Origin of the sequence: Cellulomonas fengjieae (assembly GCF_018388465.1) — a bacterium.
Classification (GTDB): domain Bacteria; phylum Actinomycetota; class Actinomycetes; order Actinomycetales; family Cellulomonadaceae; genus Cellulomonas; species Cellulomonas fengjieae.
The window spans coordinates 1,182,267-1,202,226 of record NZ_CP074404.1 but is presented as its reverse complement, the minus strand read 5'-3'; the positions used below and the strand labels follow the sequence as shown (position 1 = coordinate 1,202,226).

Genomic DNA, 19,960 nt, shown 5'->3' with positions numbered 1-19,960 from the left:
GGCGGACGATCGTCAGCGTGGCAGCCGCAGCTCGGCCCGCAGCCCGCCCAGCTCGGCGACGCCGAGCACCACGTCGCCACCCTGCTCGCGCGCGATCTCCCGTGCGATCGCCAGCCCCAGACCGCTGCCGCCCGCATCCCGTTCCCGCGCCTCGTCGAGCCGCACGAACCGCTCGAACACCCGCTCCCGGTCCGCCGGTGCCAGGCCGGCGCCGTCGTCGTCGACCCGGACCACGCCGTCGGCGAGCACCACCTCGACCCGCGACGCCGCGTGCCGGACGGCGTTGTCGACGAGGTTGCGCACCACGCGTGCGGCGGCCCGCGCATCGCCGCGCGCACGCCCCGCCCCCGTGACCGTGACCGGGTCCGACGGGCGCACCGCGTCGCGCGCCACCTCCGCGAGGTCCAGGTCGGCGTCCTCCAGCGGGGTCGAGCCCACCCGCGCGAGGAGCAGCAGGTCGTCGACCAGCACCTGCATCCGCAGCACCTCTCCCTCGAGGTCGGACGCGAGCTCGTCGGTGCCGTAGGAGTCGGGGTGCGCCCGCGCGACCTCGATGCTGGTCCGCAGCGCGGCGAGCGGGGAGCGCAGCTCGTGCGCGGCGTCGGCGACGAACGCCCGCTGCCGCTCGGCACCCGCCTCCAGCCGGTCGAGCATCGAGTTGAGCGTGCGGGCCAGCGCCCCGAGCTCGTCGTCGCGGGCCGGCACGGGCAGCGACCCCGGACCGCCCGACGACGCGACCAGCGCGGCACCTCGCCGCAGCTCCTCGACCGGCCGCAGCGCCCGCCCCAGGATGAGCCAGACGACCACCCCGAGCGCCACGGTCAGCAGGGGCACCACCACCGCGAGCGCCACGCGCAGCGCGTCGAGGACGCCCTGCACCTCGGTCAGCGGCACCGTGGCGACGACGGTCGCGGGGCTGCCCTGGTAGGTGGTGGCCCGGACGGCGACCCGCGCCGCGTCGTCGTACGCGCTCACCTGCGTCGTCGACACGCCGCTCAGGCCCGCCAGCACGTCGGTGGGCACCACCGGCAGCGTCCGGCTCGCGTTGGGCGACGTCGCCAGGACCGCGCCGTCCTCGTCGATCAGCTGCACGATCTCCCCGGGCTCGGCGACGGGCAGGCTCTCCGGGAGCCGGTCCTCGGAGGCGAGCGCCGCCACCGTCGCCGCCCGGTCGCGCGCCACGTCGCCCAGGGCGTCGACCCGGGTGCTGCGCAGGACGCCCGTGAGCGCGACCGCCCCCACGACGAGCGCGACGCACACCGCGCCCGACGCGATCAGCGTCAGCCGCAGCCGCAGCGAGGCCCCGCGGCGACCGCCCGGCACGCTCACCCCGCCACGCGGTACCCGGCCCCGCGGACCGTCTCGACGGCGTCCCGGCCGAGCTTGCGCCGCAGGTACCCGACGTACACCTCGACCACGTTGACGTCCTCTCCCGTGCCGTCCCACACGTGGTCGCGCAGCTCGACCTTGCCGACCACCCGGTCGGCGTGGTGCATGAGGTACTCCAGCAGCGCCAGCTCGCGCGTGGTCAGGGCGACCGTCTCCCCCGAGCGGGTCACGCGCCGGGTGGCGGGGTCGAGCGTCAGGTCCCCGACGCTGAGCACCGGGGGTCGCACCTGGCCCTGCCGGCGCAGCAGCGCCCGCAGCCGCGAGACGAGCACGACGAACGCGAAGGGCTTGGTGAGGTAGTCGTCGGCTCCCACGTCGAGCCCGTCGGCCACGTCGTAGGCGCCGTCCTTGGCGCTGAGCATGAGCACCGGCGTCCGCACGTCCCGCGCGCGCAGCTCGGTGACCACGTCGTAGCCGTTGCGCCGCGGCAGCATCACGTCGAGCACGATCGCGTCGTACTCCTCCTGCGAGGCGAGCTCGAGCCCGCTCTGCCCGTCGTAGGCCACGTCGACCGCGAACCCCTCGGCGGTCAGGCCGCGGTGCAGGGCGCGCACCAGGGCGCGTTCGTCGTCGACCACCAGGACCCGCATGCCGCGAGCATGTCACCGCGCGGGGCCCCGGCGCAGGCTCGGCTGCGCTCTCTCAGCGTGCCCTCAGCGTGGGCGAGGCACAGTGGGGTCATGAACGAGCCGCGTCGCACGAACCCCCGCCGCACCGCCCTCTCCGCCCGCACCCGCTGGGCCGTCCCGGTGGTGGCCGCCGTCGCGGTCGGGCTGGCCTTCGCCGCCCCTCCGCTGTTCGCCTCCGCGGACGACGCCGGCCTGCCGAGCATCAGCCCCGAGGAGCTCGCCGCCCAGGTGGCCGCCGCGGAGCCCTCCGCGCTGTCCGGCACGGTGGTCTACACGGCCCGCCTCGGGCTGCCGGAGCTCCCGCTGGGAGCGGTCAGCGGCGCGGACCCGATCAACCTGCTGGGCGGCAGCTCCACGCTGCGCGTCTGGTCGGACGGCGAGCAGCGGTCGCGCGTCGCGCTGCTCGGTCCCACGTCGGAGTTCTCGGTGGTCCAGGACGGGCCCGAGGCGTGGACGTACTCGAGCAGGGACGACGCGGTCGTGCACTACGCCCTGAGCGCGGCGGACGCTGTCCGCTTCGACGAGCTGGAGGCGAAGGCGGAGGCCGGTGAGCTGCCCGTGCAGGGTGACCTGCCGACGCCGCAGGAGGCCGGGCGCCAGGCGGTCGGGCTCGCCGAGGAGTCGTCCACCGTGACGCTCGACGCGCAGACCGAGGTGGCCGGCCGCGCTGCCTACCAGCTGGTGGTGACGCCGCGCAGCGACACGACGCTCGTGGCACGGATCGTCGTGGCCGTGGACGCGGAGACGTCGACTCCGCTGCGCGTCCAGGTGTGGGGGACGTCCGACAGCCGCACCCCGGCGCTCGAGCTCGGGTTCACCGACGTGTCGTTCGCGACGCCGGCCGACTCGGTCCTCGCGTTCTCCGCCCCCGCCGGGGCGTCGACCCGCGACGTGGTCGTGCCGCTCCCCGATCCCCCGGCCGAGGCTGCAACGCCGAGCACGGAGCTGCCCGAGGGCGTGACCGTCAGCGGCACGGGCTGGGACACCGTCGTGCAGGCCTCCGGCCTCGACGTGGCGGCCCTGGTGGCCGGTGACCCGGCCGCGGCCGGCCTGCCGGGTGTCGAGAAGTCCTTCGGCTCGAAGGGGGCCGAGGAGCTGTACTCGGAGTTCGCACCCGAGGAGGGTTCCGGGTCCCCGCTGGGCGACCTCGACACCACGGCGCTCTACGACACGCTGACCACGCCCGTCCCGGAGGGGCGCCTGCTCTCCTCCGCGCTGCTGTCCGTGCTGGTGACCGACGACGGCCGCGTGCTGGTCGGCGCGGTGCCCGGCGCCACGCTCCAGGCCATGGCGGCCCGGTGAGCGACCCGACGGCGACGGCCGCACCTGCGGGTGCGGCCGTCGCCGCGTCCGGGCGTGACCTCGCCATCCGGACCGACGGCCTGACCAAGCGGTTCCGCTCCGGGCAGGTGGCGGTGGCCGGCATCGACCTGCGGGTCCCCCGCGGCGCGGTCTACGGGTTCATCGGGCCGAACGGCTCGGGAAAGACGACCACGATCCGGATGCTGCTGGGCCTGGTCCGCCCGACGAGCGGACGCGCGTCCCTGCTGGGCGGGCAGATGCCCGAGGCGGGCGCCGACGTGCTGCCGCGGGTCGGCGCGCTCGTCGAAGGGCCCGCCTTCCACCCGTACCTGACGGGCCTGGCCAACCTCGCGCGCCTCGATGCGAGCGACGCGACCGCCGATCCGCGCACGGCCCGGCGGCGCGCCGACGACGCGCTCGACCGGGTCGGGCTCGCCGCGGCGGCCGGCAAGCCGTACCGGCAGTACTCGCTGGGCATGAAGCAGCGGCTCGGGCTGGCGGCGGCACTGCTGCGCCCCCGCGAGCTGCTGGTGCTCGACGAGCCGACCAACGGCCTCGACCCGCAGGGCACCCGGGAGGTGCGCACCCTGGTGCGCGAGCTTGCCGAGGGCGGCACGACCGTGCTGGTGTCGTCGCACCTGCTCGCCGAGATCGAGCAGGTCTGCTCGCACGTCGGGATCATGAGCGCCGGCCACCTGCTGCTGCAGGGCGACCGCGCCGAGCTCGTCGCACGCGGCCTGCCCCGGCTGTCCGTGCGGACGTCGGTGGACCAGGTGGGCGCCGCCGGGGAGGTGCTGACGGGACTGGGCCTGACGGAGGTGCAGGCCGAGGGCGTCACCGTCTCCGCGCTCCTGGGCGTGGTGCCCCCGGAGAAGGCGTCCGCGGCTCTCGTGCACGCGGGCGTCGACCTGCTGGGCCTCGAGGTGCGCCGGCCGAACCTGGAGCAGATCTTCGTCGAGCTGACCGGGGAGGGCTTCGATGTCGCTCGCTGAGCCCGTGACCGCACCGACCCCGGTGCGCGGCGCGCTGCTGCGGCTCGTGCGCAGCGAGCTGCGCCTCGTGCTCGGGCGGCGCCGCAACCTGGTCCTGCTGACCGGTCTCGCGCTCGTGCCCCTGCTGCTGGGCACGGTGCTGTTCCTCTCGCAGGACACCGCCCTGGACGGGCAGGGGCCCGGATTCGTGGGCCGGGTGACCGGCAACGGGCTGTTCCTGGTCATCGCGTCGCTGTTCCTGTGCCTGCCGTTCCTGCTGCCGCTGACCATCGGCATCGCCTCGGGGGACGCCATCGCGGGCGAGGCCGCCGCCGGCACGCTGCGGTACCTGCTCACCGTCCCGGTGGCGCGCGGCCGGCTGCTCGCCGTCAAGGCCGTCGGCGCCCTGGCGTTCGCGGCATCGGCGGTGCTGGCGATCGCGGTCGTCGGGGTGGTGGCCGGTGCCGCGTTCTTCGGCCTGCGCGGCGTCACCCTGCTGTCGGGGACCACCGTCCCGCTCGGCGACGGGATCGTGCGGGTCGCCGCGGTCGTGCTCTACGTCGGGCTGTCCATGACCGGGCTCGTGGCGGTCGGGCTGTTCTTCTCGACGCTGACCGAGGTGCCCGTCGGCGCGATGGCCGCGACGGTCGTCACCGCGATCGTCTGCGGCGTGCTCGACCAGCTCCCCCAGCTCCAGACGGTCGCCCCCGCCCTGCTGACCCACCACTGGCTGGACTTCGCCGAGTTCCTCCGGCTCGAGCCCGACTGGGGGGTCCTCGGTCAGGGGCTCGCGCTGCAGGCCGCCTGGGTGGTGATCTTCGGGGCGCTGGCGTGGAGCCGGTTCACCACGGCGGACGTGTCGAGCTGAGCGGTCACGCCGTCCCCTCGACCGGCTCGGCACGGTCGACCACCAGGCCCCCGAGCGCGGACGGGACGGAGGCGGCACCCGGGCCACCGGCGCGCAGCCATGTCCCGAGCGAGGACGTGAGGTCCTCGCCGGCGAGCCGCTCGAACCACACCGGTGCGGCGCCGGCGCGTCGGCACCGACCGGCGGGACGCGCGACGACGACGTCCCCGCGTTCGCACTCGTCCAGGCACTCGACCCACGTCAGCCGCGCGGCGCCGGTGTCGGCGAGCCTGCGCAGCCGCTCCGCCTGACCGCCCGGCAGGGGGTCGGTGCCGTCGAGGGTCTCCCCCGCGCACAGCGAGCACGCCGTCAGACCCGGGACGTCGTCACGCTCGCGCACCGCCCGACAGTACGTGGCGTCGCGCGATCCGCCGTCGAGGGCGTGTCGCGGTGTCGTACTGTCCGGCCATGGGACGCAGGGGCGCGCTGCAGCAGGTGGAGCTGCACGAGGCCGACGCCCCCGAACCCCGGTCCGCCCCGGCGCGGACGCGCCACCCGCGCCGGTGGGCCGCCGGTGCGGCGGCCGTCGTGCTGGCGCTCGGCGCCGTCCAGTGGGTGACGGCGTCGCGGGAGGACGCCGCCCAGGCGCGGCTCGCTCGCGTGCCGGGGGTCCTCGCGCCCGTCGACGACACGCTCGAGGTGCTGCGCACGCTCGGGCCCCAGGACCTGGTGACCCTGGTGGGCGAGCCCGCCGGCACGCTGATCCGGGGCGAGGACGGTGCGCAGAGCTACCGGTGGATGGTGCCGGGCGACCAGGGCCGCGGGTGGACCACCGCACTGCTCGGTGCCACCCCCGTCCTGGCGGACACCGTGCGGACGTTCGGCGACACCGTCTGCACCACGGACGAGCCGCGGGGCGCGGGGACGGCGGCCGCCGACCACGTGCTCTGCGTGGTCACCGACGGTGCTCGGCGCGTGCTGGACACCGGCGCGGTCGAGGAGGTCCCGGCCACCTCGACCGAGCTGGTGGTTCTCGACACCGCCGACGGGTCTGTCGTCGCGCGCCGGCCGCTCGCCCAGGGCACGAGCATCGCGGCGCTCCCCTCGCTCGCGGTCGTCGGGGGCCTGCGCGGGGAGTCGATGACCGTGACCGCCTACGACCCGCTCACCGGCGAGCAGCGGTGGACCTATGAGGACGCCTGGACCCCCGGGCCCCGCGACGCATCGGTGTTCCGCGCCGGCGACCTGATCGCGGTGTCCATGCCGGGCGGGGAGCTGACGCTCCTGTCCTCGGAGGGTGCCGTCGTCCGCGACGGCATCACGGCTCCCGGCGGCGACACACCCGGTGCCGGCTGGGGCTGGGGCCTGGAGACGGACCCGCGCGACGACACGCTGGTCCTCCTCGGCCAGGCGTTCGACGGCACCTCCCGCGCCACCTTCCTCGCGGCGGACGGCGATCCCGCCGGAGACGTCGCCGTCGACGGCACCCCGGTGACGGTCGGCGTCGACGACGGCAGCGTGCCCGGTCTGCTGCTCACCGCCGACCGGTCGCTGCACGCCTGGGACGACGCGACCGGGGACGAGCTCTGGTCGGCCGACGTGCGCTCCACGACCACCGCGCTCGTCGTCCGCGGGCGCGTCGTGGTCACCACCGAGCGCGCCGTGGTGGCCCTGGACGGGCGGTCGGGTCGTGAGCTGTGGCGCACGGACGAGCTGACCGGCCTCACGCCGTCGGCCCTGCTCACCGACGGCGCCCACGTCCTCGCGGCACTCGAGCGCACCGGCACGAGCGGCGTCCCGGCGCTCGCGGCGTACGACCCGGCGACCGGCATCCCTCTGTTCCGCGCGAGCTACCCCGACGGCGTGATCGAGCTGGGATCGGTCGGCCGGGCGCTCGTCGGGCGGGACGCGGCCAGCGACCGGCAGGTCGAGCTCGGCTGAACGGCGTCCGCTCAGGGCAGAAGGGTCGCGCGGGCGACCGGGTGCTCGCGCGGGCTAGCGTGGCAAGGACCAGCCGACGCACCCGGAGGACGCGATGACGCCGCACCTCGAGCACCGATCCGAGCCCCTGCTGCGCCGGCTCGTCGGCGCCGTCCTGCGCGAGCGGCGCGAGGACCAGGGCCGCACGCTGCGCGACGTCGCCCAGGACGCCCGCGTCTCGGTCGCGTACCTGTCCGAGGTCGAGCGCGGTCGGAAGGAGGCCTCGTCGGAGGTGCTCGCCGCGGTGTGCCGGGCGCTCGGGCTGCGGTTGGTCGACCTCGTCGGCACGGCGCACGCGCAGCTCGCGCGGGCGGAGGGCCGCGTGGTCGTCGACCTGACCGCGCCCGCCGCCGCGCGGGCGGGCGCGGGGCGTGAGCTGGCCGGCGTGACCACGCTGACGGCCCGCGCGGACGACGGGTTCCTGCTCGCCGCCTGACTGGCCGTCACCCCCGCTTCAGCGTCGTCACCACGCGGTCGGCCAGCCCGTAGTCGACTGCCTGCTGCGCCGTGAGGATCAGGTCCCGCTCGGTGTCGGCACGCAGCTTGGCCAGCGGCTGGCCCGTGTGCCGGTGCAGGATCTCGTCGACCTGCTCGCGCAGCCGCGTGATCTCCCGCGCCTGGATCTCCAGGTCCGCCGCGGTGCCCTCCGACCCGCCAGACGGCTGGTGCAGCAGCACCCGGGCGTGCTCGAGCACGTGGCGGTTGCCCGGCGTGCCCGCGGCGAGCAGCACGGCCGCCGCGGAGGCCGCCTGGCCGAGGCAGAACGTGGCCACGGTCGGCTTGATGTAGCGGATGGTGTCGTAGACGGCCAGCAGCGCGGTGATCGAGCCGCCCGGGGAGTTGATGTAGAGGTTGATGGGCGAGTCCTCGCTCTCGGACTGCAGGTGGAGCAGCTGCGCGATCACCACGTTGGCCACGCCGTCGTCGATCTCGGTGCCCAGGAAGATGATCCGGTCGGTGAGCAGCCGCGAGTAGATGTCGGACGCGCGCTCCCCCGTGGGCCGCTGCTCGATCACCACGGGGATCGTGTACTGGCCGGCCATCACAGACCCGCCCGTCGCAGCGCGGCGTCCGGGCGCACGTCGTCGAGGTGCTCGACCACCCGGTCGACGAACCCGTACGCCTGGGCCTCCTGCGCAGTGAACCAGCGGTCGCGATCGGCGTCGCGCTCGATCGTCTCGACCGTCTGACCCGTGTGCTCCGCGATGAGCGACTGCATGGTCCGCTTCACGTGGGCCATGTTCTGCGCCTGGATCGCGATGTCGACCGCGGTGCCGCCGATGCCGCCCGACGGCTGGTGCATGAGCACGCGCGAGTGCCGCAGCGCGAACCGCTTGCCCGGCGTGCCCGCACTGAGCAGGAACTGCGCCGCGCTCGCCGCCAGGCCCATGGCCAGGGTCGACACGTCGTTCGGGATGAGCCGCATCGTGTCGTACATCGCGAGGGCGGCGCTCACCGAGCCGCCCGGGGAGTTGATGTACAGCGAGATGTCGCGACGCGGGTCCTCCGCCGAGAGCAGGAGCAGCTGCGCGCAGACGCGGTTGGCCACGGGGTCGTCGACCTCCTGACCCAGCACGACGATGCGCTGGTGCAGCAGGCGGGTGGACAGGTCGTCGTCGAACGGGCGGATCGTGGGTGTCTCGACCATGGGTTCCTCCGGTGTCGGTGTTCTCCTCGACCGTCGCACCGCCGGGGCATGGAGCGCGTGCGAATCCGCCCTGCGCAGATCTGCCGCAGGCAGACACGCCTACGCTCGGAGAGTGAGCAGTCGCCCGCTGGAGCTGGCCTCGGACTGTGCGCGCTGCGCCGGTCTGTGCTGCGTCGCGCACGCGTTCCAGCGCTCGTCGGACTTCGCGTTCGACAAGCCGGCCGGCACCCCGTGCCGCAACCTGCAGGCGGACTTCCGGTGCGTCGTTCACGCCGACCTGCGCACCCGCGGGTTCCCCGGCTGCACCGTCTACGAGTGCTTCGGCGCCGGTCAGCGCGTCACGCAGCAGCTCTTCGGCGGCCGCACCTGGCGCGACGAGCCGGCGATCGCCGGCGAGATGTTCGCTGCGTTCACCGCGATGCGCGGGCTGCACGAGCTCCTCTGGTACCTGACCCAGGCGCTCGCGGTCCCCGCCGCCGCAGCGCTGCACGAGGAGGTCGCCCGCGTCCGCGCGGAGGTGTCCGAGGCCGCCGACGGTCCGGACCTGCAGCCCCGCGTCGGGGAGCTGCTGGGCCGGGTGAGCGCGCTGGCCCGGCACGGCCTGCCGGCCCGACGAGCCCGTGGCGCCGACCTGACGGGTGCGACGTTGGCGCGCGCCGACCTGCGCGGTGCCGACCTGCGCGGCGCCCTCCTGATCGGCGCCGACCTGCGTGACGCGGACCTGCGCCTGGCGGACCTGCTCGGGGCCGACCTGCGCGGTGCGCGCCTCGCCGGCGCCGACCTGACGGACGCCCTCTTCCTCACGCCGCCGCAGGTCGCGTCCGCCCAGGGCGCTGCGACCACCCGCCTGCCGACCGGTATGGCCCCGCCCGCGCACTGGTGACGCGGCGTCAGCGGACCCAGTCGGAGAGCACCAGGAGCACGACGTCCACCGCGGCCACGGCCATCGCGAACGCGAACGGCAGCCTGCTGCGGCCGCCGCTGAGCGCCAGCACCGTCCCGGCGATCGTGAGGCCCACAGCGGCGACGAGGACCGCGGCGGCGGCGGCGCTCGGCGGACCGGCGGGCGCCAGGACGACGAGCAGCGTGGCGGACAGCAGGGCGAGCGCACTGCCGATGCTCGTCACCGTGCCACCCACCCGGTGCGGCAGACCGCGCACGCCGGTGGCCCGGTCGTCCTGCAGGTCGGGCACCACGTTGGCGCCGTGCGCACCGATGCCCAGCAGCGCGCCGGCGCCGACGGCCCACCAGGCGGCGACGGGCGCACCGGGGAGCGCGAGCGCGATCGCCATCGGCAGGAAGCCGAACGAGAACGCGTACGGCGCCCACGACCACACGGTGCTCTTGAGGCGCAGGTTGTAGGCCCACGCGGACGCCACGGTCGCCAGGTGCACCAGGCCCGCCCGCCAGCCCAGCGCCAACGACAGCAGCACGCAGGCCGCCGCTGCCGCCAGGGCCGCCGCACGGACCGTCGAGACCGGCAGGCGGCCGGTACCCACGGGCTTGTCGGTGCGGCCCACCGCCGCGTCCCGTCCGGCGTCGACCCAGTCGTTCGACCAGCCGATCGAGAGCTGGCCGGACAGGATGGCGGCGCCGACGAGGGCCGTGACCGGGGCGGACGCACCGGCGCCCGCGGCCATGGCCAGCGAGAAGGCCGTCACCACGACGGTGGGGCCGGGATGGGACGCCAGCGCCAGGTCGGCCGCCCGCCGCAGGCCCCGCCGGGGAGCCGGGGCGGCGTCCGCCCGGACGGCGTCGTCGTCCCTGGTCGGATGAGAGCTCATCGGTGGTGACCCCCGTCTCGTGCCGGACGCGCCCAAGGGTGGCACGATGCCCGAATGGTCCGCATTGCCTCGGTCGCCCCCGTGCTGCCGGAGCACGTCCACGCCCAGAGCGAGATCACGGCCACGATCGCCCCACTGCTCTCCTCGGACCCCCGACGCCGCGCGACGATCGCGCGGATCCATGCCGCGACCGGGGTGGAGACCCGCCACCTCGCCCTGCCGCTGGGCGAGTATGCCGGACTCACCACCTTCACCGCCGCGAACGAGGCGTTCGTCCGCGTGGGCACCGCGCTCGCAGCGGACGCGTGCCGGCAGGCGCTCGATGCCGCCGGCCTGGTCGCCGCGGACGTCGACTTCCTGCTGTTCACCTCGATCACCGGGATCGCCGCCCCGTCGGTGGACGCCCTCCTGGTCGACCGGCTCGGCCTGCGCGCCGACGTCAAGCGCCTCCCCGTGTTCGGCCTGGGCTGCGTGGCGGGAGCGGCCGGGATCGCACGGGTGCGCGACTACCTGCAGGGCCACCCGCAGGACGTCGCCCTGCTCGTCTCGGTCGAGCTGTGCTCCCTGACGCTGCAGCAGGGCGACGACTCGATGGCGAACATCGTGTCCAGCGGCCTGTTCGGCGACGGTGCCGCCGCGGCCGTCATGGTCGGCAGCGACCGCGCGCATGACGTGGTGGGCGGGGTCGACGTCGTCGACACCCGCAGCGCGATGTACCCCGACACGGCGGGCGCCCTCGGCTGGGACATCGGCAGCGGCGGCTTCCGGATCGTGCTGGCGGCCGGGCTGGCGGAGATCGTCGAGTGCAGCCTCGGGCCGAGCGTCGTGCACCTGCTCGCCGCGCACGGCCTGAAGGTCGCGGACGTCGGCACGTGGGTCGCGCACACGGGCGGCCCGCGCATCCTGCGGGCGGCCGCGAACGCGCTGGAGCTGCCCGACGAGACCTTCGAGGCGAGCTGGCGGTCGCTCGCCCGGGTCGGGAACCTGTCGTCGTCGGGCGTGCTGCACGTGCTGGCCGACGAGCTCGCCACCGGGGGGCAGATCCCCCGGTCCGCGGGCGTCCTGTTCGCCATCGGTCCCGGGGTCTGCACCGAGACCGTCCTGCTGCGCTGGCCCGAGGAGTCCTAGGTGATCTGGTACGACTGGCTGATCGTCGTCGTCGCGTTCGAGCGCCTGGCCGAGCTGGTGGTGTCGCAACGACACGTCACCTGGGCCCTCGCGCACGGCGGCATCGAGACGGGCAAGCGGCACTACCCGCCCATGGTCGCGCTGCACTCCGGGCTGCTCATCGCCTGCCTCGTCGAGGTGCACGTCGCCGACCGACCCTTCATCCCCGCGCTCGGCTGGACGGCGCTGGCGCTCGTCGTCGCCGCGAACGCGTTGCGCTGGTGGTGCATCGCCACGCTCGGCAAGCAGTGGAGCACCCGCGTCATCGTGGTCCCGGGCATGGCGCTGGTCCGGCGCGGGCCGTACCGGTGGCTGAGCCACCCGAACTACGTCGCCGTGGCGATCGAGGGTGCAGCCCTCCCCCTGGTGCACACGGCGTGGGTCACCGCGATCGCGTTCACCGTGCTGAACGCCGTGCTCCTGCTGCGCTTCCGGATCCCCGCGGAGGAGCGCGCGCTGCGGTCGGTGAGCCCGGCCCCGGCATGACGCCCGACACCGACCTGCTGATCATCGGGGGCGGCCCGGTCGGGCTCGCCGCCGCGATCGAGGGGCGCCTGGCGGGGCTGTCGGTGATCGTCGTCGAGCCCCGGGCGACACCGGTCGACAAGGCATGCGGCGAAGGGCTGATGCCCGGGGCGGTCGCGGCGCTCACGCGCCTCGGCGTGCACCCCGCCGGGCACACCCTGACCGGGATCCGGTACCTGCGCGGCACGCACACGGCCGACCACCTGTTCGCGACCGCGCCCGGGCTCGGTGTCCGCCGCACGGTGCTGCACGCGGCCCTGTCGCGGCGTGCGGTCGAGCTCGGCGCGCTCATCGTGACCGGCCGCGCCGGGATGGTCGAGCAGGACGAGACGTCCGTCCGCGCGGCGGGGATCAGCGGCCGCTGGCTCCTGGCGTGCGACGGGCTGCACTCGGCCGTGCGCCGCCAGGTCGGCCTCGCCGTGCACCGACGTACCGCCGGCCGGCGGTTCGGCGTCCGCCGCCACTTCCGCGCGACGCCGTGGACGGACCTGGTCGAGGTGCACTGGGGCCGCAGCGTCGAGGCGTACGTGACCCCCGTCGCCGAGGACGTAGTCGGGGTGGCGCTCCTGGGGCCCGCACGGCACGACTACGGGCAGACCCTCGACGCCTTCGTGGCGCTGCGCCGGCACCTGGGCGACGCGGAGCCGCTCGACCCGGTCCGCGGCGCGGGCCCGCTGCTCCAGCAGACGGTGCGCCGGACCGCCGGCCGCGTGCGGCTCGTGGGGGACGCGTCGGGGTACGTCGACGCGCTGACCGGTGAGGGCGTTCGGGTGGGGCTCGCCCAGGCGCGGGCCGCGGTGGGCACGCTCGGCGACGACGTGCCGCGCTCCAACGCCGCCTACGAGAAGGCGTGGACCGCCGCGACGCGCGACTACCGGGTGCTGACCACGGGCCTGGTCGCCGCCGCCGGGTCGCCACTGCGGCGCGGCATCGTGCCGCTCGCCGTCAGGGCGCCCGGCCTGTACGGCGCCGTGGTCGAGCGGCTCGCGCGCTGACTCAGGAGGCGAACGCGGCCGGCCCGTCCGGCGACAGGGCGCTCGCGATCCGCGCGCGCATCTCGGCCGACATCGGCGGGAGCGCGTCGAGCGGGAACCAGGCCGCCTCCGTGTTCTCGCCGTCCGCGGGGAACGGCTCGCCCGAGACGTACCGGAACCGGAAGGTGTGGTCGAGGTACTGCGCGCGGTCGCCGTTGTCGTAGACCATCGGCGGCAGCGTGTGCACCCACGCCAGCCGCTCGGCGACCGCGACCACGGAGGCCTCCTCGAGCACCTCGCGCGCACCGGCGACGGCGGGCTCCTCGCCCGGGTCGATCACCCCGGTCACCGGCGTCCACGCACCGTCGTCCGCGCGCCTGACGAGCAGGACCTGGTCGTCGCGCAGGACGACCGCGGTCACCCCGGACAGCCAGAGCGGGTGGTGACCGACGACGGCACGCAGGGCGAGGATGAACTCGGGGATGGCCACCGGGCGATCGTACGAGGCCGGTTCGGCCGTGCGGCCCCGCCGGGGGACAATGGCGGCGTCGCCCATCGAGAAGGACCTGTGCCGTGAACCAGCCCCGAATGAACGTCGAGTCGTTCAACCTCGACCACCGGACCGTCGCCGCGCCGTACGTGCGCCTGGCGGACACCAAGCAGCTGCCCGCCGGGGACGTCATCCAGAAGTACGACGTCCGCTTCACGCAGCCCAACGTCGCGCACCTCGAGATGGCGACCGTGCACTCCCTCGAGCACCTCTTCGCCGAGCACTCCCGCAACCACTCGGAGCGCGTCGTCGACTTCTCGCCGATGGGCTGCCAGACGGGCTTCTACCTGATCCTGCAGGGCGAGTGGGCGTACGACGACGTCCTGGCCCTGGTCGAGGACACGCTCACCGACATCACGACGGCGACCGAGGTCCCGGCCGCCAACGAGATCCAGTGCGGCTGGGGCGCCAACCACACGCTCACCGGCGCGCAGGAGGCGGCCCGCACGTTCCTGGGTGCCCGCGACCAGTGGGAGCACGTGACCGCGTGATCGCCGTCGACGCGGTCGTCGTCACCGCCATGCCCGACGAGTCCGCAGCGTTCCGCGCCCGGGCGGAGGTGGTCGGCGACCCCACGCAGATGGGTCACGCCGAGCACCGGCTGCTCACCATCGGCGGCCGCCAGGTGCTGCTGGTGCAGTGCGGCATCGGGCTGGTCAACTCCGCGACCGCCGCGGCCGTCGCCATCCAGGGCACGCACCCGCGGGCGGTCATCAGCGCCGGCAGCGCCGGTGGCGTGGGGATGGACGTGCGGGTGGGCGACGTCGTCGTGGGGTCGGAGTACAAGTACTCCGGCGCGGACGCGCGGGCGTTCGGGTACGTGCTGGGTCAGGTCCCGGGCATGCCCGAGGTCTACGAGGCCGAGCAGGTGCTGCACGACGCCGCCGCGACCGCCGAGGTCGACCTGCGCGTGCTGTCCGGCACGATCCTGTCCGGCGACGCGTTCGTCGACGCGAGCCGCATCGACCGGATGCGTGAGGCGTTCCCGACCGCCATGGCCACCGACATGGAGTCGGCCGCGCTCGCGCACACCGCCCACCTGTACGGGGTGCCGTTCCTGTCGGTCCGCGGCATCTCGGACCTGTGCGGTCCCGTGGCCGGCGCGGACTTCCTCACGCACGTGGACGACGCCGCGGACCGCTCCGCGGCCGTCGTCATCGAGGTCCTGCGGCGGCTGGCCGTCGGGGACATGGCACACGCACGCTGACCGACTGATCCACCCCCGACCGCACTGACTCCCGAGGAAGCGAGCAGATGACCCAGACCCATGCCGTGCGAGTGCACCCGAGCGCCGACCGACTGGCCCGTACCGACCAGCTGGCCTGGGCCATCGCGGAGGTCGCCGCCGACCCGGTCGAGGTCCCGGACGCCGTCGTCGACATGATCATCAACCGGGTCATCGACAACGCCGCGGTCACGGTCGCCTCGCTGACGCGCACCCCGCCGTCCACGGCCCGCGCCCAGGCGCTCGCGCACCCGTATGCCGGGCCGAAGCACGGGGCGACGGTCTCGGGCGTGGCACCGACCACCCGGGTCTCGCCCGAGTGGGCGGCGTGGGCGAACGGCGTCGCGGTCCGCGAGCTCGACTACCACGACACGTTCCTGGCGGCCGACTACTCCCACCCGGGAGACAACATCCCCCCGATCGTGGCGGTCGCGCAGCACACCGGCGCCGACGGGGCGGCGCTCGTGCGCGCGCTCGCCACGGGCTACGAGATCCAGGTGGACCTGGTGCGGGCCATCAGCCTGCACAAGCACAAGATCGACCACGTGGCGCACCTGGGGCCGTCGGTCGCGGCCGGCCTGGGCACGCTGCTGCGCCTGTCCCCCGAGGTGATCTTCCACGCGGTCGGTCAGGCGCTGCACACCACGACGGCCACGCGGCAGTCGCGCAAGGGCGAGATCTCGTCGTGGAAGGCCTACGCCCCGGCGTTCGCGGGCAAGGTCGCCATCGAGGCGGTCGACCGGGCGATGCGCGGCGAGACGTCTCCCACGCCGATCTACGAGGGCGAGGACGGCGTCATCGCGTGGCTGCTGGACGGTCCGGACGCCGCCTACGACGTCCCGCTGCCGGCACCGGGCGAGCCCAAGACGGCGATCCTCGACACGTACACCAAGGAGCACTCGGCGGAGTACCAGTCGCAGGCGCTCATCGACCTGGCCCGCCGCCTGCACGGCGAGCGGCCGGACCTGACCGACCCCGCGAACGTGGCCTCGATCGTCATCCACACCTCGCACCACACGCACCACGTCATCGGCTCCGGGGCCAACGACCCGCAGAAGTACGACCCGACGGCCTCGCGCGAGACGCTCGACCACTCGATCCCGTACATCTTCACCGTGGCGCTGCAGGACGGCGCGTGGCACCACGTCGACTCATACACGCCCGAGCGTGCGGGCCGGGCCGACACCGTGGCGCTGTGGCAGAGGGTCACCACCACCGAGGACCCCGCCTGGACCGAGCGCTACCACTCGACCGACCCGGCCCAGAAGGCGTTCGGGGGCCGGGTGGAGATCACGACGACCGACGGCGAGGTCGTGGTCGCCGAGATCGCGGTCGCCGACGCCCACCCGCTGGGCGCCCGACCGTTCGCCCGCGAGCAGTACGTGGCCAAGTTCCGTGCGCTGGCGACCGGCGTGCTGGACGATGCGGAGATCGAGCGGTTCCTCGACGTCGCGCAGCGCCTCGGCTCCCTGCGCGCCGACGAGCTGGCCGGGCTGACGGTCGTCGCCCCGGCCGGGCTGCTCGAGACCGTGCGCACCCCGGAAGGACTCTTCTGATGCTGTACGCGAGCACCACGGCGGCGGACAAGCGCGTCGCGCTGCGGGACGGGCTGGCCAGCGGCCGCCTGCTGCAGCTGCCCGGCGCCTTCAACCCGCTGTCGGCCCGGCTGATCGAGGCCAAGGGCTTCGACGGGGTCTACGTCTCCGGCGCGGTGCTGTCCGCGGACCTGGGGCTGCCGGACATCGGGCTGACGACGGCCACCGAGGTGACGGTGCGCGCCGGGCAGATCGCCCGGATGACCGGCCTGCCCGCGATCGTCGACGCCGACACCGGCTTCGGCGAGCCCATGAACGTCGCCCGGACCGTCCAGGGGCTCGAGGACGCCGGGCTGGCCGGCTGCCACATCGAGGACCAGGTCAACCCCAAGCGCTGCGGTCACCTCGACGGCAAGACGGTGGTCGACGAGGACACCGCGCTGAAGCGGATCCGGGCGGCCGTCGACGGTCGCCGTGACCCGAACTTCCTGGTGATGGCCCGCACGGACATCCGGGCGGTCGACGGCCTCGCCGCCACGATCGACCGCGCCAAGGCCCTGGTCGACGCCGGCGCGGACGCCATCTTCCCCGAGGCCCTGACCGGTCCCGAGGAGTTCGCCGCCGTCCGCGCCGCCGTGGACGTGCCCCTGCTGGCCAACATGACGGAGTTCGGCAAGGGACAGCTGCTCACGCGGCAGCAGCTCGAGGACCTCGGCATCAACCTCGTGATCTACCCGGTGACGCTGCTGCGGCTGGCGATGGGCGCGGCCATGGCGGGGCTCGACACCATCCGCGCCGAGGGCACGCAGTCCGGGCTCCTGGACCGGATGCAGACCCGCGCCGAGCTCTACGAGCTGCTCGACTACGAGGCCTACGGTCAGTTCGACACGGATGTGTTCAACTTCAGGCTCTGACCAGCACCACCGCAGCACCCCGTTCCGTCAACGACGATGGAGGCACACCGCATGACCGAGACCGACGTCCAGATCCACAAGGGGCTCGCCGGCGTGGTCGTCGACACCACCGAGGTCTCCTCGGTCGACGCCGCCAGCAACTCCCTGCTCTACCGCGGGTACCCGGTGCAGCAGCTCGCGGACCAGTGCTCGTTCGAGCAGGTCGCGTACCTGCTCTGGCACGGCGAGCTGCCGAGCGACGCCCAGCTGGCCGAGCTGCAGGCCGCCGAGCGCTCGCAGCGGGTGCTGGACGACGCGGTCGTCGACGCCGTCATGTCGCTGCCGACCACCTGCCACCCGATGGACGTCGTGCGGACCGCGGTCAGCGTGCTCGGCGCGCACGACCCGACCGCGGAGGACTCCTCGCGCGAGGCCAACCTGGCCAAGTCGGTGCGTCTGCTCGCGCAGCTCCCCGCGGTCGTGGCGCTGGACCAGCGGCGGCGCCGCGGCCAGGATCCCGTCGCTGCGCGCGACGACCTGGGGTTCGCGGAGAACTTCCTGTGGGCCACGTTCGGCGAGGTGCCGGACCCCGTCGTGGTGCACGCGTTCGAGGTGTCGATGGTGCTCTACGCCGAGCACTCCTTCAACGCCTCCACGTTCACCGCGCGCGTGGTCGCCTCGACGCTCGCCGACCTGCACTCCGCGGTCACCGCCGCGGTCGGCGCGCTCAAGGGACCGCTGCACGGCGGCGCCAACGAGGCGGTCATGGCCACGTTCGCCGAGATCGGCACCGCGGACCGCGCGGCCGCCTGGCTGGACGACGCGCTGGCCGGCAAGCGCAAGATCATGGGCTTCGGTCACCGCGTCTACAAGCACGGCGACTCCCGCGTGCCCACCATGCGCGACTCGCTGGTGACGCTGGTCGAGCACTACGACCGGCCCGACATGCTCGCCCTGTACGACGCCCTCGAGGCGGCCATGACCGAGCGCAAGAACATCCTGCCCAACCTCGACTACCCCACCGGACCCGCCTACCACCTCATGGGCTTCGACACCCCGACGTTCACCCCGTTGTTCGTGGCCAGCCGCATCACCGGCTGGACGGCGCACGTGATGGAGCAGCTGGGCGCGAACTCCCTGATCCGGCCGCTCAGCCAGTACACCGGACCCGCGCGCCGCGACGTGCTCTGAGGTCAGGTGGCCTCGATCGGCCGCCCGACCGTCAGCGCGTCCCGCAACGGCGTGTCGAGGGCGCGGTAGGCCGCGTCCGGCAGTGCACCGACCGCGTCGAGGACGGTGCTGAAGAAGCACCGCGCCGCGGCGGCGAGCACGACGTCGAGGATCTCGTCGTCGGCGAACCCGAGCGCGCGCAGCTCGTCCAGGTCCTCCGGTTGCATGTCGGCGGCCCCGGCGGCGACGGTGGACGCCAGTCGCGCGACGGCGCGGTCCACCTCGGTCAGCTCGTCGGACTCTCCACCGTCCGCCAGCGCGCGCACCGCCTCGGCGCTCATGTGCTTCGAGGCCAGGACGTCGCCGTGCGCGAGCGCGCAGTAGCTGGACCGCAGGCGCAGCGCGGCCGCGGTGGTGGCCACCTCGTACCGCCTCGGGTCCATGCCCTTGATCGCGCCGTTCAGGCCCTGCCAGCCGCGCAGAACGGCGGGCCGGTGCGCGAACACGCGCGTGTAGTTGGCCACGCGGCCGAGCGTCGCCCGGTCCCGGTCGAACGCCGCCGTCACCTCGCCCGCGGGGTCGTCGTCCGGTGTCGCACCACGGATCCAGGCCATGCGTCCTCCTCGGGCGGGCGGTGTGCTCCGCCGATCATCGCGCGCACAGCCGCGAACCGACAGGATGACGGGTCATGGACGCGAGAATCCCCGCCGCCAACAACGCCGCCTGGTGCGACCTCGTCTGCCGGGCGGCCGGGCTTCGGACGGTCGCGCACGACGGCAACTGGTCGGCCACCACCCGGTCGCCGGACGCCTACCCGGACGCCGTCACGCTGCAACCCGGCACCCGGGTCGACGACGTGCTCGCGGTGATCGACGACTCGGCAGGGGCGTCGGTGAAGGACTCGTTCGCCGACCTCGACCTGGCCCCGCACGGCTACGAGGTGCTGTTCGAGGCGGACTGGCTGACCCGCGCCCCCGGGGAGCCGACGGCTCCCGAGCTGCCGTGGCGGGTGGTCGACGCCACCACGCTCCCCCGGTGGCTCGCCGCGCACGGCTCCGACTCGATCACCCCCGGCGTGCCGGCGGATCCCGCGGTGCGGCTGCTCCTGGCGTCCGACGCCGACGGTCCGATCGCCGTGGCGGCGCTCAACCGGTCGGGCACCGGGCCGGACGTGGCCATCGGCGTCTCGAACGTGCAGGCCCACCGGGCGGCGGCCGGACTCGTGTGGTCGGACCTGGTGGCCCTCGCCCGACGCGAGCTGGGTCCCCACCCGCTGGTCGGCTACGAGGCCGGAGACGCGCTCGCCGCACCGGTCGCGGTCGGGTTCGAGACCGTCGGCCGGCTGCGCGTCTGGGTCCGCTGACCGCCCCG

The 19,960-nt window shown here is 74.6% G+C and carries 23 protein-coding genes; 15 read left to right on the top strand and 8 right to left on the bottom strand.

Features of this window, described 5'->3' with window-relative positions; genetic code table 11:
* Positions 1–12 precede the first annotated feature (12 nt).
* Positions 13–1,329, bottom strand: a complete 1,317-nt coding sequence (locus tag KG102_RS05550; protein ID WP_208289316.1) for an ATP-binding protein — start codon at positions 1,327–1,329, stop codon at positions 13–15.
* Entirely contained in the window at positions 1,326–1,979 is a 654-nt protein-coding gene (locus KG102_RS05545; RefSeq protein ID WP_208214149.1) for a response regulator transcription factor, read from the bottom strand. The genes KG102_RS05550 and KG102_RS05545 overlap by 4 nt, the downstream gene beginning before the upstream one ends.
* A 90-nt stretch (positions 1,980–2,069) precedes the next feature.
* Between KG102_RS05545 and KG102_RS05540 the strand changes: the two genes are divergently transcribed.
* The 3 genes from KG102_RS05540 to KG102_RS05530 are packed head-to-tail and all read left to right on the top strand — an operon-like array spanning position 2,070 to position 5,159.
* Positions 2,070–3,320, top strand: a complete 1,251-nt coding sequence (locus KG102_RS05540; RefSeq protein ID WP_208289317.1) for a LolA family protein — start codon at positions 2,070–2,072, stop codon at positions 3,318–3,320.
* Entirely contained in the window at positions 3,317–4,312 is a 996-nt protein-coding gene (locus KG102_RS05535) for an ABC transporter ATP-binding protein (protein ID WP_208289318.1), read from the top strand. Before KG102_RS05540 ends, KG102_RS05535 begins: the two co-directional genes overlap by 4 nt.
* On the top strand, positions 4,299–5,159 hold the full coding sequence (locus KG102_RS05530; protein WP_208289319.1) for an ABC transporter permease: 861 nt from the start codon (positions 4,299–4,301) through the stop codon (positions 5,157–5,159). The genes KG102_RS05535 and KG102_RS05530 overlap by 14 nt, the downstream gene beginning before the upstream one ends.
* A gap of 4 nt (positions 5,160–5,163) precedes the next feature.
* On the opposite strand, the gene KG102_RS05525 is transcribed toward KG102_RS05530, so the two are convergent.
* The gene (locus KG102_RS05525) at positions 5,164–5,538 is read right to left on the bottom strand and encodes a hypothetical protein (protein WP_208289320.1); all 375 of its coding nucleotides are present in this window, start codon (positions 5,536–5,538) and stop codon (positions 5,164–5,166) included.
* Positions 5,539–5,606: 68 nt separating this feature from the next.
* Here KG102_RS05525 and KG102_RS05520 point away from each other — a divergent pair, with 68 nt between their 5' ends.
* Positions 5,607–7,079: an outer membrane protein assembly factor BamB family protein gene (locus tag KG102_RS05520; RefSeq protein ID WP_208289321.1), complete on the top strand. Its 1,473-nt coding sequence runs from the start codon at positions 5,607–5,609 to the stop codon at positions 7,077–7,079.
* Between the two features lie 94 nt (positions 7,080–7,173).
* A complete protein-coding gene (locus KG102_RS05515) occupies positions 7,174–7,554 on the top strand; it encodes a helix-turn-helix domain-containing protein (protein WP_208289322.1) in 381 nt (126 codons plus the stop codon).
* 7 nt (positions 7,555–7,561) lie between these two features.
* Here the strand turns inward: KG102_RS05515 and KG102_RS05510 are convergent, their stop codons facing one another.
* Complete coding sequence (locus KG102_RS05510; protein ID WP_208289323.1) at positions 7,562–8,161, bottom strand: ClpP family protease; 600 nt, start codon at positions 8,159–8,161, stop codon at positions 7,562–7,564.
* Positions 8,161–8,766: a ClpP family protease gene (locus KG102_RS05505; RefSeq protein ID WP_208289324.1), complete on the bottom strand. Its 606-nt coding sequence runs from the start codon at positions 8,764–8,766 to the stop codon at positions 8,161–8,163. The genes KG102_RS05510 and KG102_RS05505 overlap by 1 nt, the downstream gene beginning before the upstream one ends.
* A gap of 112 nt (positions 8,767–8,878) precedes the next feature.
* Between KG102_RS05505 and KG102_RS05500 the strand changes: the two genes are divergently transcribed.
* On the top strand, positions 8,879–9,649 hold the full coding sequence (locus tag KG102_RS05500) for a pentapeptide repeat-containing protein (RefSeq protein WP_249667482.1): 771 nt from the start codon (positions 8,879–8,881) through the stop codon (positions 9,647–9,649).
* A gap of 7 nt (positions 9,650–9,656) precedes the next feature.
* Here KG102_RS05500 and KG102_RS05495 read toward each other — a convergent pair whose 3' ends face one another.
* The gene (locus KG102_RS05495; RefSeq protein ID WP_208289326.1) at positions 9,657–10,550 is read right to left on the bottom strand and encodes a UbiA family prenyltransferase; all 894 of its coding nucleotides are present in this window, start codon (positions 10,548–10,550) and stop codon (positions 9,657–9,659) included.
* A gap of 54 nt (positions 10,551–10,604) precedes the next feature.
* Here KG102_RS05495 and KG102_RS05490 point away from each other — a divergent pair, with 54 nt between their 5' ends.
* From KG102_RS05490 to KG102_RS05480, 3 genes are read left to right on the top strand one after another with little or no spacing between them, the layout of a single operon-like run.
* Positions 10,605–11,678, top strand: a complete 1,074-nt coding sequence (locus KG102_RS05490) for a type III polyketide synthase (RefSeq protein ID WP_208214167.1) — start codon at positions 10,605–10,607, stop codon at positions 11,676–11,678.
* Positions 11,679–12,203, top strand: a complete 525-nt coding sequence (locus KG102_RS05485) for an isoprenylcysteine carboxyl methyltransferase family protein (protein WP_208214169.1) — start codon at positions 11,679–11,681, stop codon at positions 12,201–12,203.
* Complete coding sequence (locus KG102_RS05480) at positions 12,200–13,237, top strand: NAD(P)/FAD-dependent oxidoreductase (protein ID WP_208289327.1); 1,038 nt, start codon at positions 12,200–12,202, stop codon at positions 13,235–13,237. Before KG102_RS05485 ends, KG102_RS05480 begins: the two co-directional genes overlap by 4 nt.
* A gap of 1 nt (position 13,238) precedes the next feature.
* Here the strand turns inward: KG102_RS05480 and KG102_RS05475 are convergent, their stop codons facing one another.
* Positions 13,239–13,706, bottom strand: coding sequence for an NUDIX hydrolase (locus KG102_RS05475; protein WP_208214172.1), 468 nt, complete (start codon positions 13,704–13,706; stop codon positions 13,239–13,241).
* Positions 13,707–13,804: 98 nt separating this feature from the next.
* Between KG102_RS05475 and KG102_RS05470 the strand changes: the two genes are divergently transcribed.
* Genes KG102_RS05470 through KG102_RS05450 form a run of 5 tightly spaced genes read left to right on the top strand, consistent with a single transcriptional unit; the run spans position 13,805 to position 18,610 of the window.
* Positions 13,805–14,257, top strand: a complete 453-nt coding sequence (locus tag KG102_RS05470; RefSeq protein ID WP_208214336.1) for an S-ribosylhomocysteine lyase — start codon at positions 13,805–13,807, stop codon at positions 14,255–14,257.
* A complete protein-coding gene (mtnN, locus tag KG102_RS05465) occupies positions 14,254–14,973 on the top strand; it encodes a 5'-methylthioadenosine/S-adenosylhomocysteine nucleosidase (protein ID WP_208214174.1) in 720 nt (239 codons plus the stop codon). The genes KG102_RS05470 and mtnN overlap by 4 nt, the downstream gene beginning before the upstream one ends.
* A gap of 47 nt (positions 14,974–15,020) precedes the next feature.
* A complete protein-coding gene (locus KG102_RS05460) occupies positions 15,021–16,547 on the top strand; it encodes an MmgE/PrpD family protein (protein WP_208214176.1) in 1,527 nt (508 codons plus the stop codon).
* Positions 16,547–17,440, top strand: a complete 894-nt coding sequence (gene prpB, locus KG102_RS05455; RefSeq protein WP_208289328.1) for a methylisocitrate lyase — start codon at positions 16,547–16,549, stop codon at positions 17,438–17,440. The genes KG102_RS05460 and prpB overlap by 1 nt, the downstream gene beginning before the upstream one ends.
* 51 nt (positions 17,441–17,491) lie before the next feature.
* A complete protein-coding gene (locus KG102_RS05450) occupies positions 17,492–18,610 on the top strand; it encodes a bifunctional 2-methylcitrate synthase/citrate synthase (RefSeq protein WP_208214179.1) in 1,119 nt (372 codons plus the stop codon).
* Positions 18,611–18,612: 2 nt separating this feature from the next.
* On the opposite strand, the gene KG102_RS05445 is transcribed toward KG102_RS05450, so the two are convergent.
* Positions 18,613–19,203: a carboxymuconolactone decarboxylase family protein gene (locus KG102_RS05445; protein ID WP_208289329.1), complete on the bottom strand. Its 591-nt coding sequence runs from the start codon at positions 19,201–19,203 to the stop codon at positions 18,613–18,615.
* A 74-nt stretch (positions 19,204–19,277) separates the two neighbouring features.
* On the opposite strand from KG102_RS05445, the gene KG102_RS05440 reads away from it, so the two are divergent.
* Complete coding sequence (locus KG102_RS05440; RefSeq protein WP_208214183.1) at positions 19,278–19,952, top strand: hypothetical protein; 675 nt, start codon at positions 19,278–19,280, stop codon at positions 19,950–19,952.
* The last annotated feature ends 8 nt before the right edge of the window (positions 19,953–19,960 follow it).

Excerpts from the sequence above, each read along its gene's own strand:
- KG102_RS05545 (WP_208214149.1), bottom strand. The coding sequence starts at position 1,979 with ATGCGGGTCCTGGTGGTCGACGACGAACGCGCCCTGGTGCGCGCCCTG.
- KG102_RS05540 (WP_208289317.1), top strand. The coding sequence starts at position 2,070 with ATGAACGAGCCGCGTCGCACGAACCCCCGCCGCACCGCCCTCTCCGCC.
- KG102_RS05530 (WP_208289319.1), top strand. The coding sequence starts at position 4,299 with ATGTCGCTCGCTGAGCCCGTGACCGCACCGACCCCGGTGCGCGGCGCG.
- KG102_RS05520 (WP_208289321.1), top strand. The coding sequence starts at position 5,607 with ATGGGACGCAGGGGCGCGCTGCAGCAGGTGGAGCTGCACGAGGCCGAC.
- KG102_RS05515 (WP_208289322.1), top strand. The coding sequence starts at position 7,174 with ATGACGCCGCACCTCGAGCACCGATCCGAGCCCCTGCTGCGCCGGCTC.
- KG102_RS05510 (WP_208289323.1), bottom strand. The coding sequence starts at position 8,161 with ATGGCCGGCCAGTACACGATCCCCGTGGTGATCGAGCAGCGGCCCACG.
- KG102_RS05505 (WP_208289324.1), bottom strand. The coding sequence starts at position 8,766 with ATGGTCGAGACACCCACGATCCGCCCGTTCGACGACGACCTGTCCACC.
- KG102_RS05495 (WP_208289326.1), bottom strand. The coding sequence starts at position 10,550 with ATGAGCTCTCATCCGACCAGGGACGACGACGCCGTCCGGGCGGACGCC.
- KG102_RS05490 (WP_208214167.1), top strand. The coding sequence starts at position 10,605 with ATGGTCCGCATTGCCTCGGTCGCCCCCGTGCTGCCGGAGCACGTCCAC.
- KG102_RS05480 (WP_208289327.1), top strand. The coding sequence starts at position 12,200 with ATGACGCCCGACACCGACCTGCTGATCATCGGGGGCGGCCCGGTCGGG.
- KG102_RS05470 (WP_208214336.1), top strand. The coding sequence starts at position 13,805 with ATGAACGTCGAGTCGTTCAACCTCGACCACCGGACCGTCGCCGCGCCG.
- KG102_RS05460 (WP_208214176.1), top strand. The coding sequence starts at position 15,021 with ATGACCCAGACCCATGCCGTGCGAGTGCACCCGAGCGCCGACCGACTG.
- prpB (WP_208289328.1), top strand. The coding sequence starts at position 16,547 with ATGCTGTACGCGAGCACCACGGCGGCGGACAAGCGCGTCGCGCTGCGG.
- KG102_RS05450 (WP_208214179.1), top strand. The coding sequence starts at position 17,492 with ATGACCGAGACCGACGTCCAGATCCACAAGGGGCTCGCCGGCGTGGTC.
- KG102_RS05445 (WP_208289329.1), bottom strand. The coding sequence starts at position 19,203 with ATGGCCTGGATCCGTGGTGCGACACCGGACGACGACCCCGCGGGCGAG.
- KG102_RS05440 (WP_208214183.1), top strand. The coding sequence starts at position 19,278 with ATGGACGCGAGAATCCCCGCCGCCAACAACGCCGCCTGGTGCGACCTC.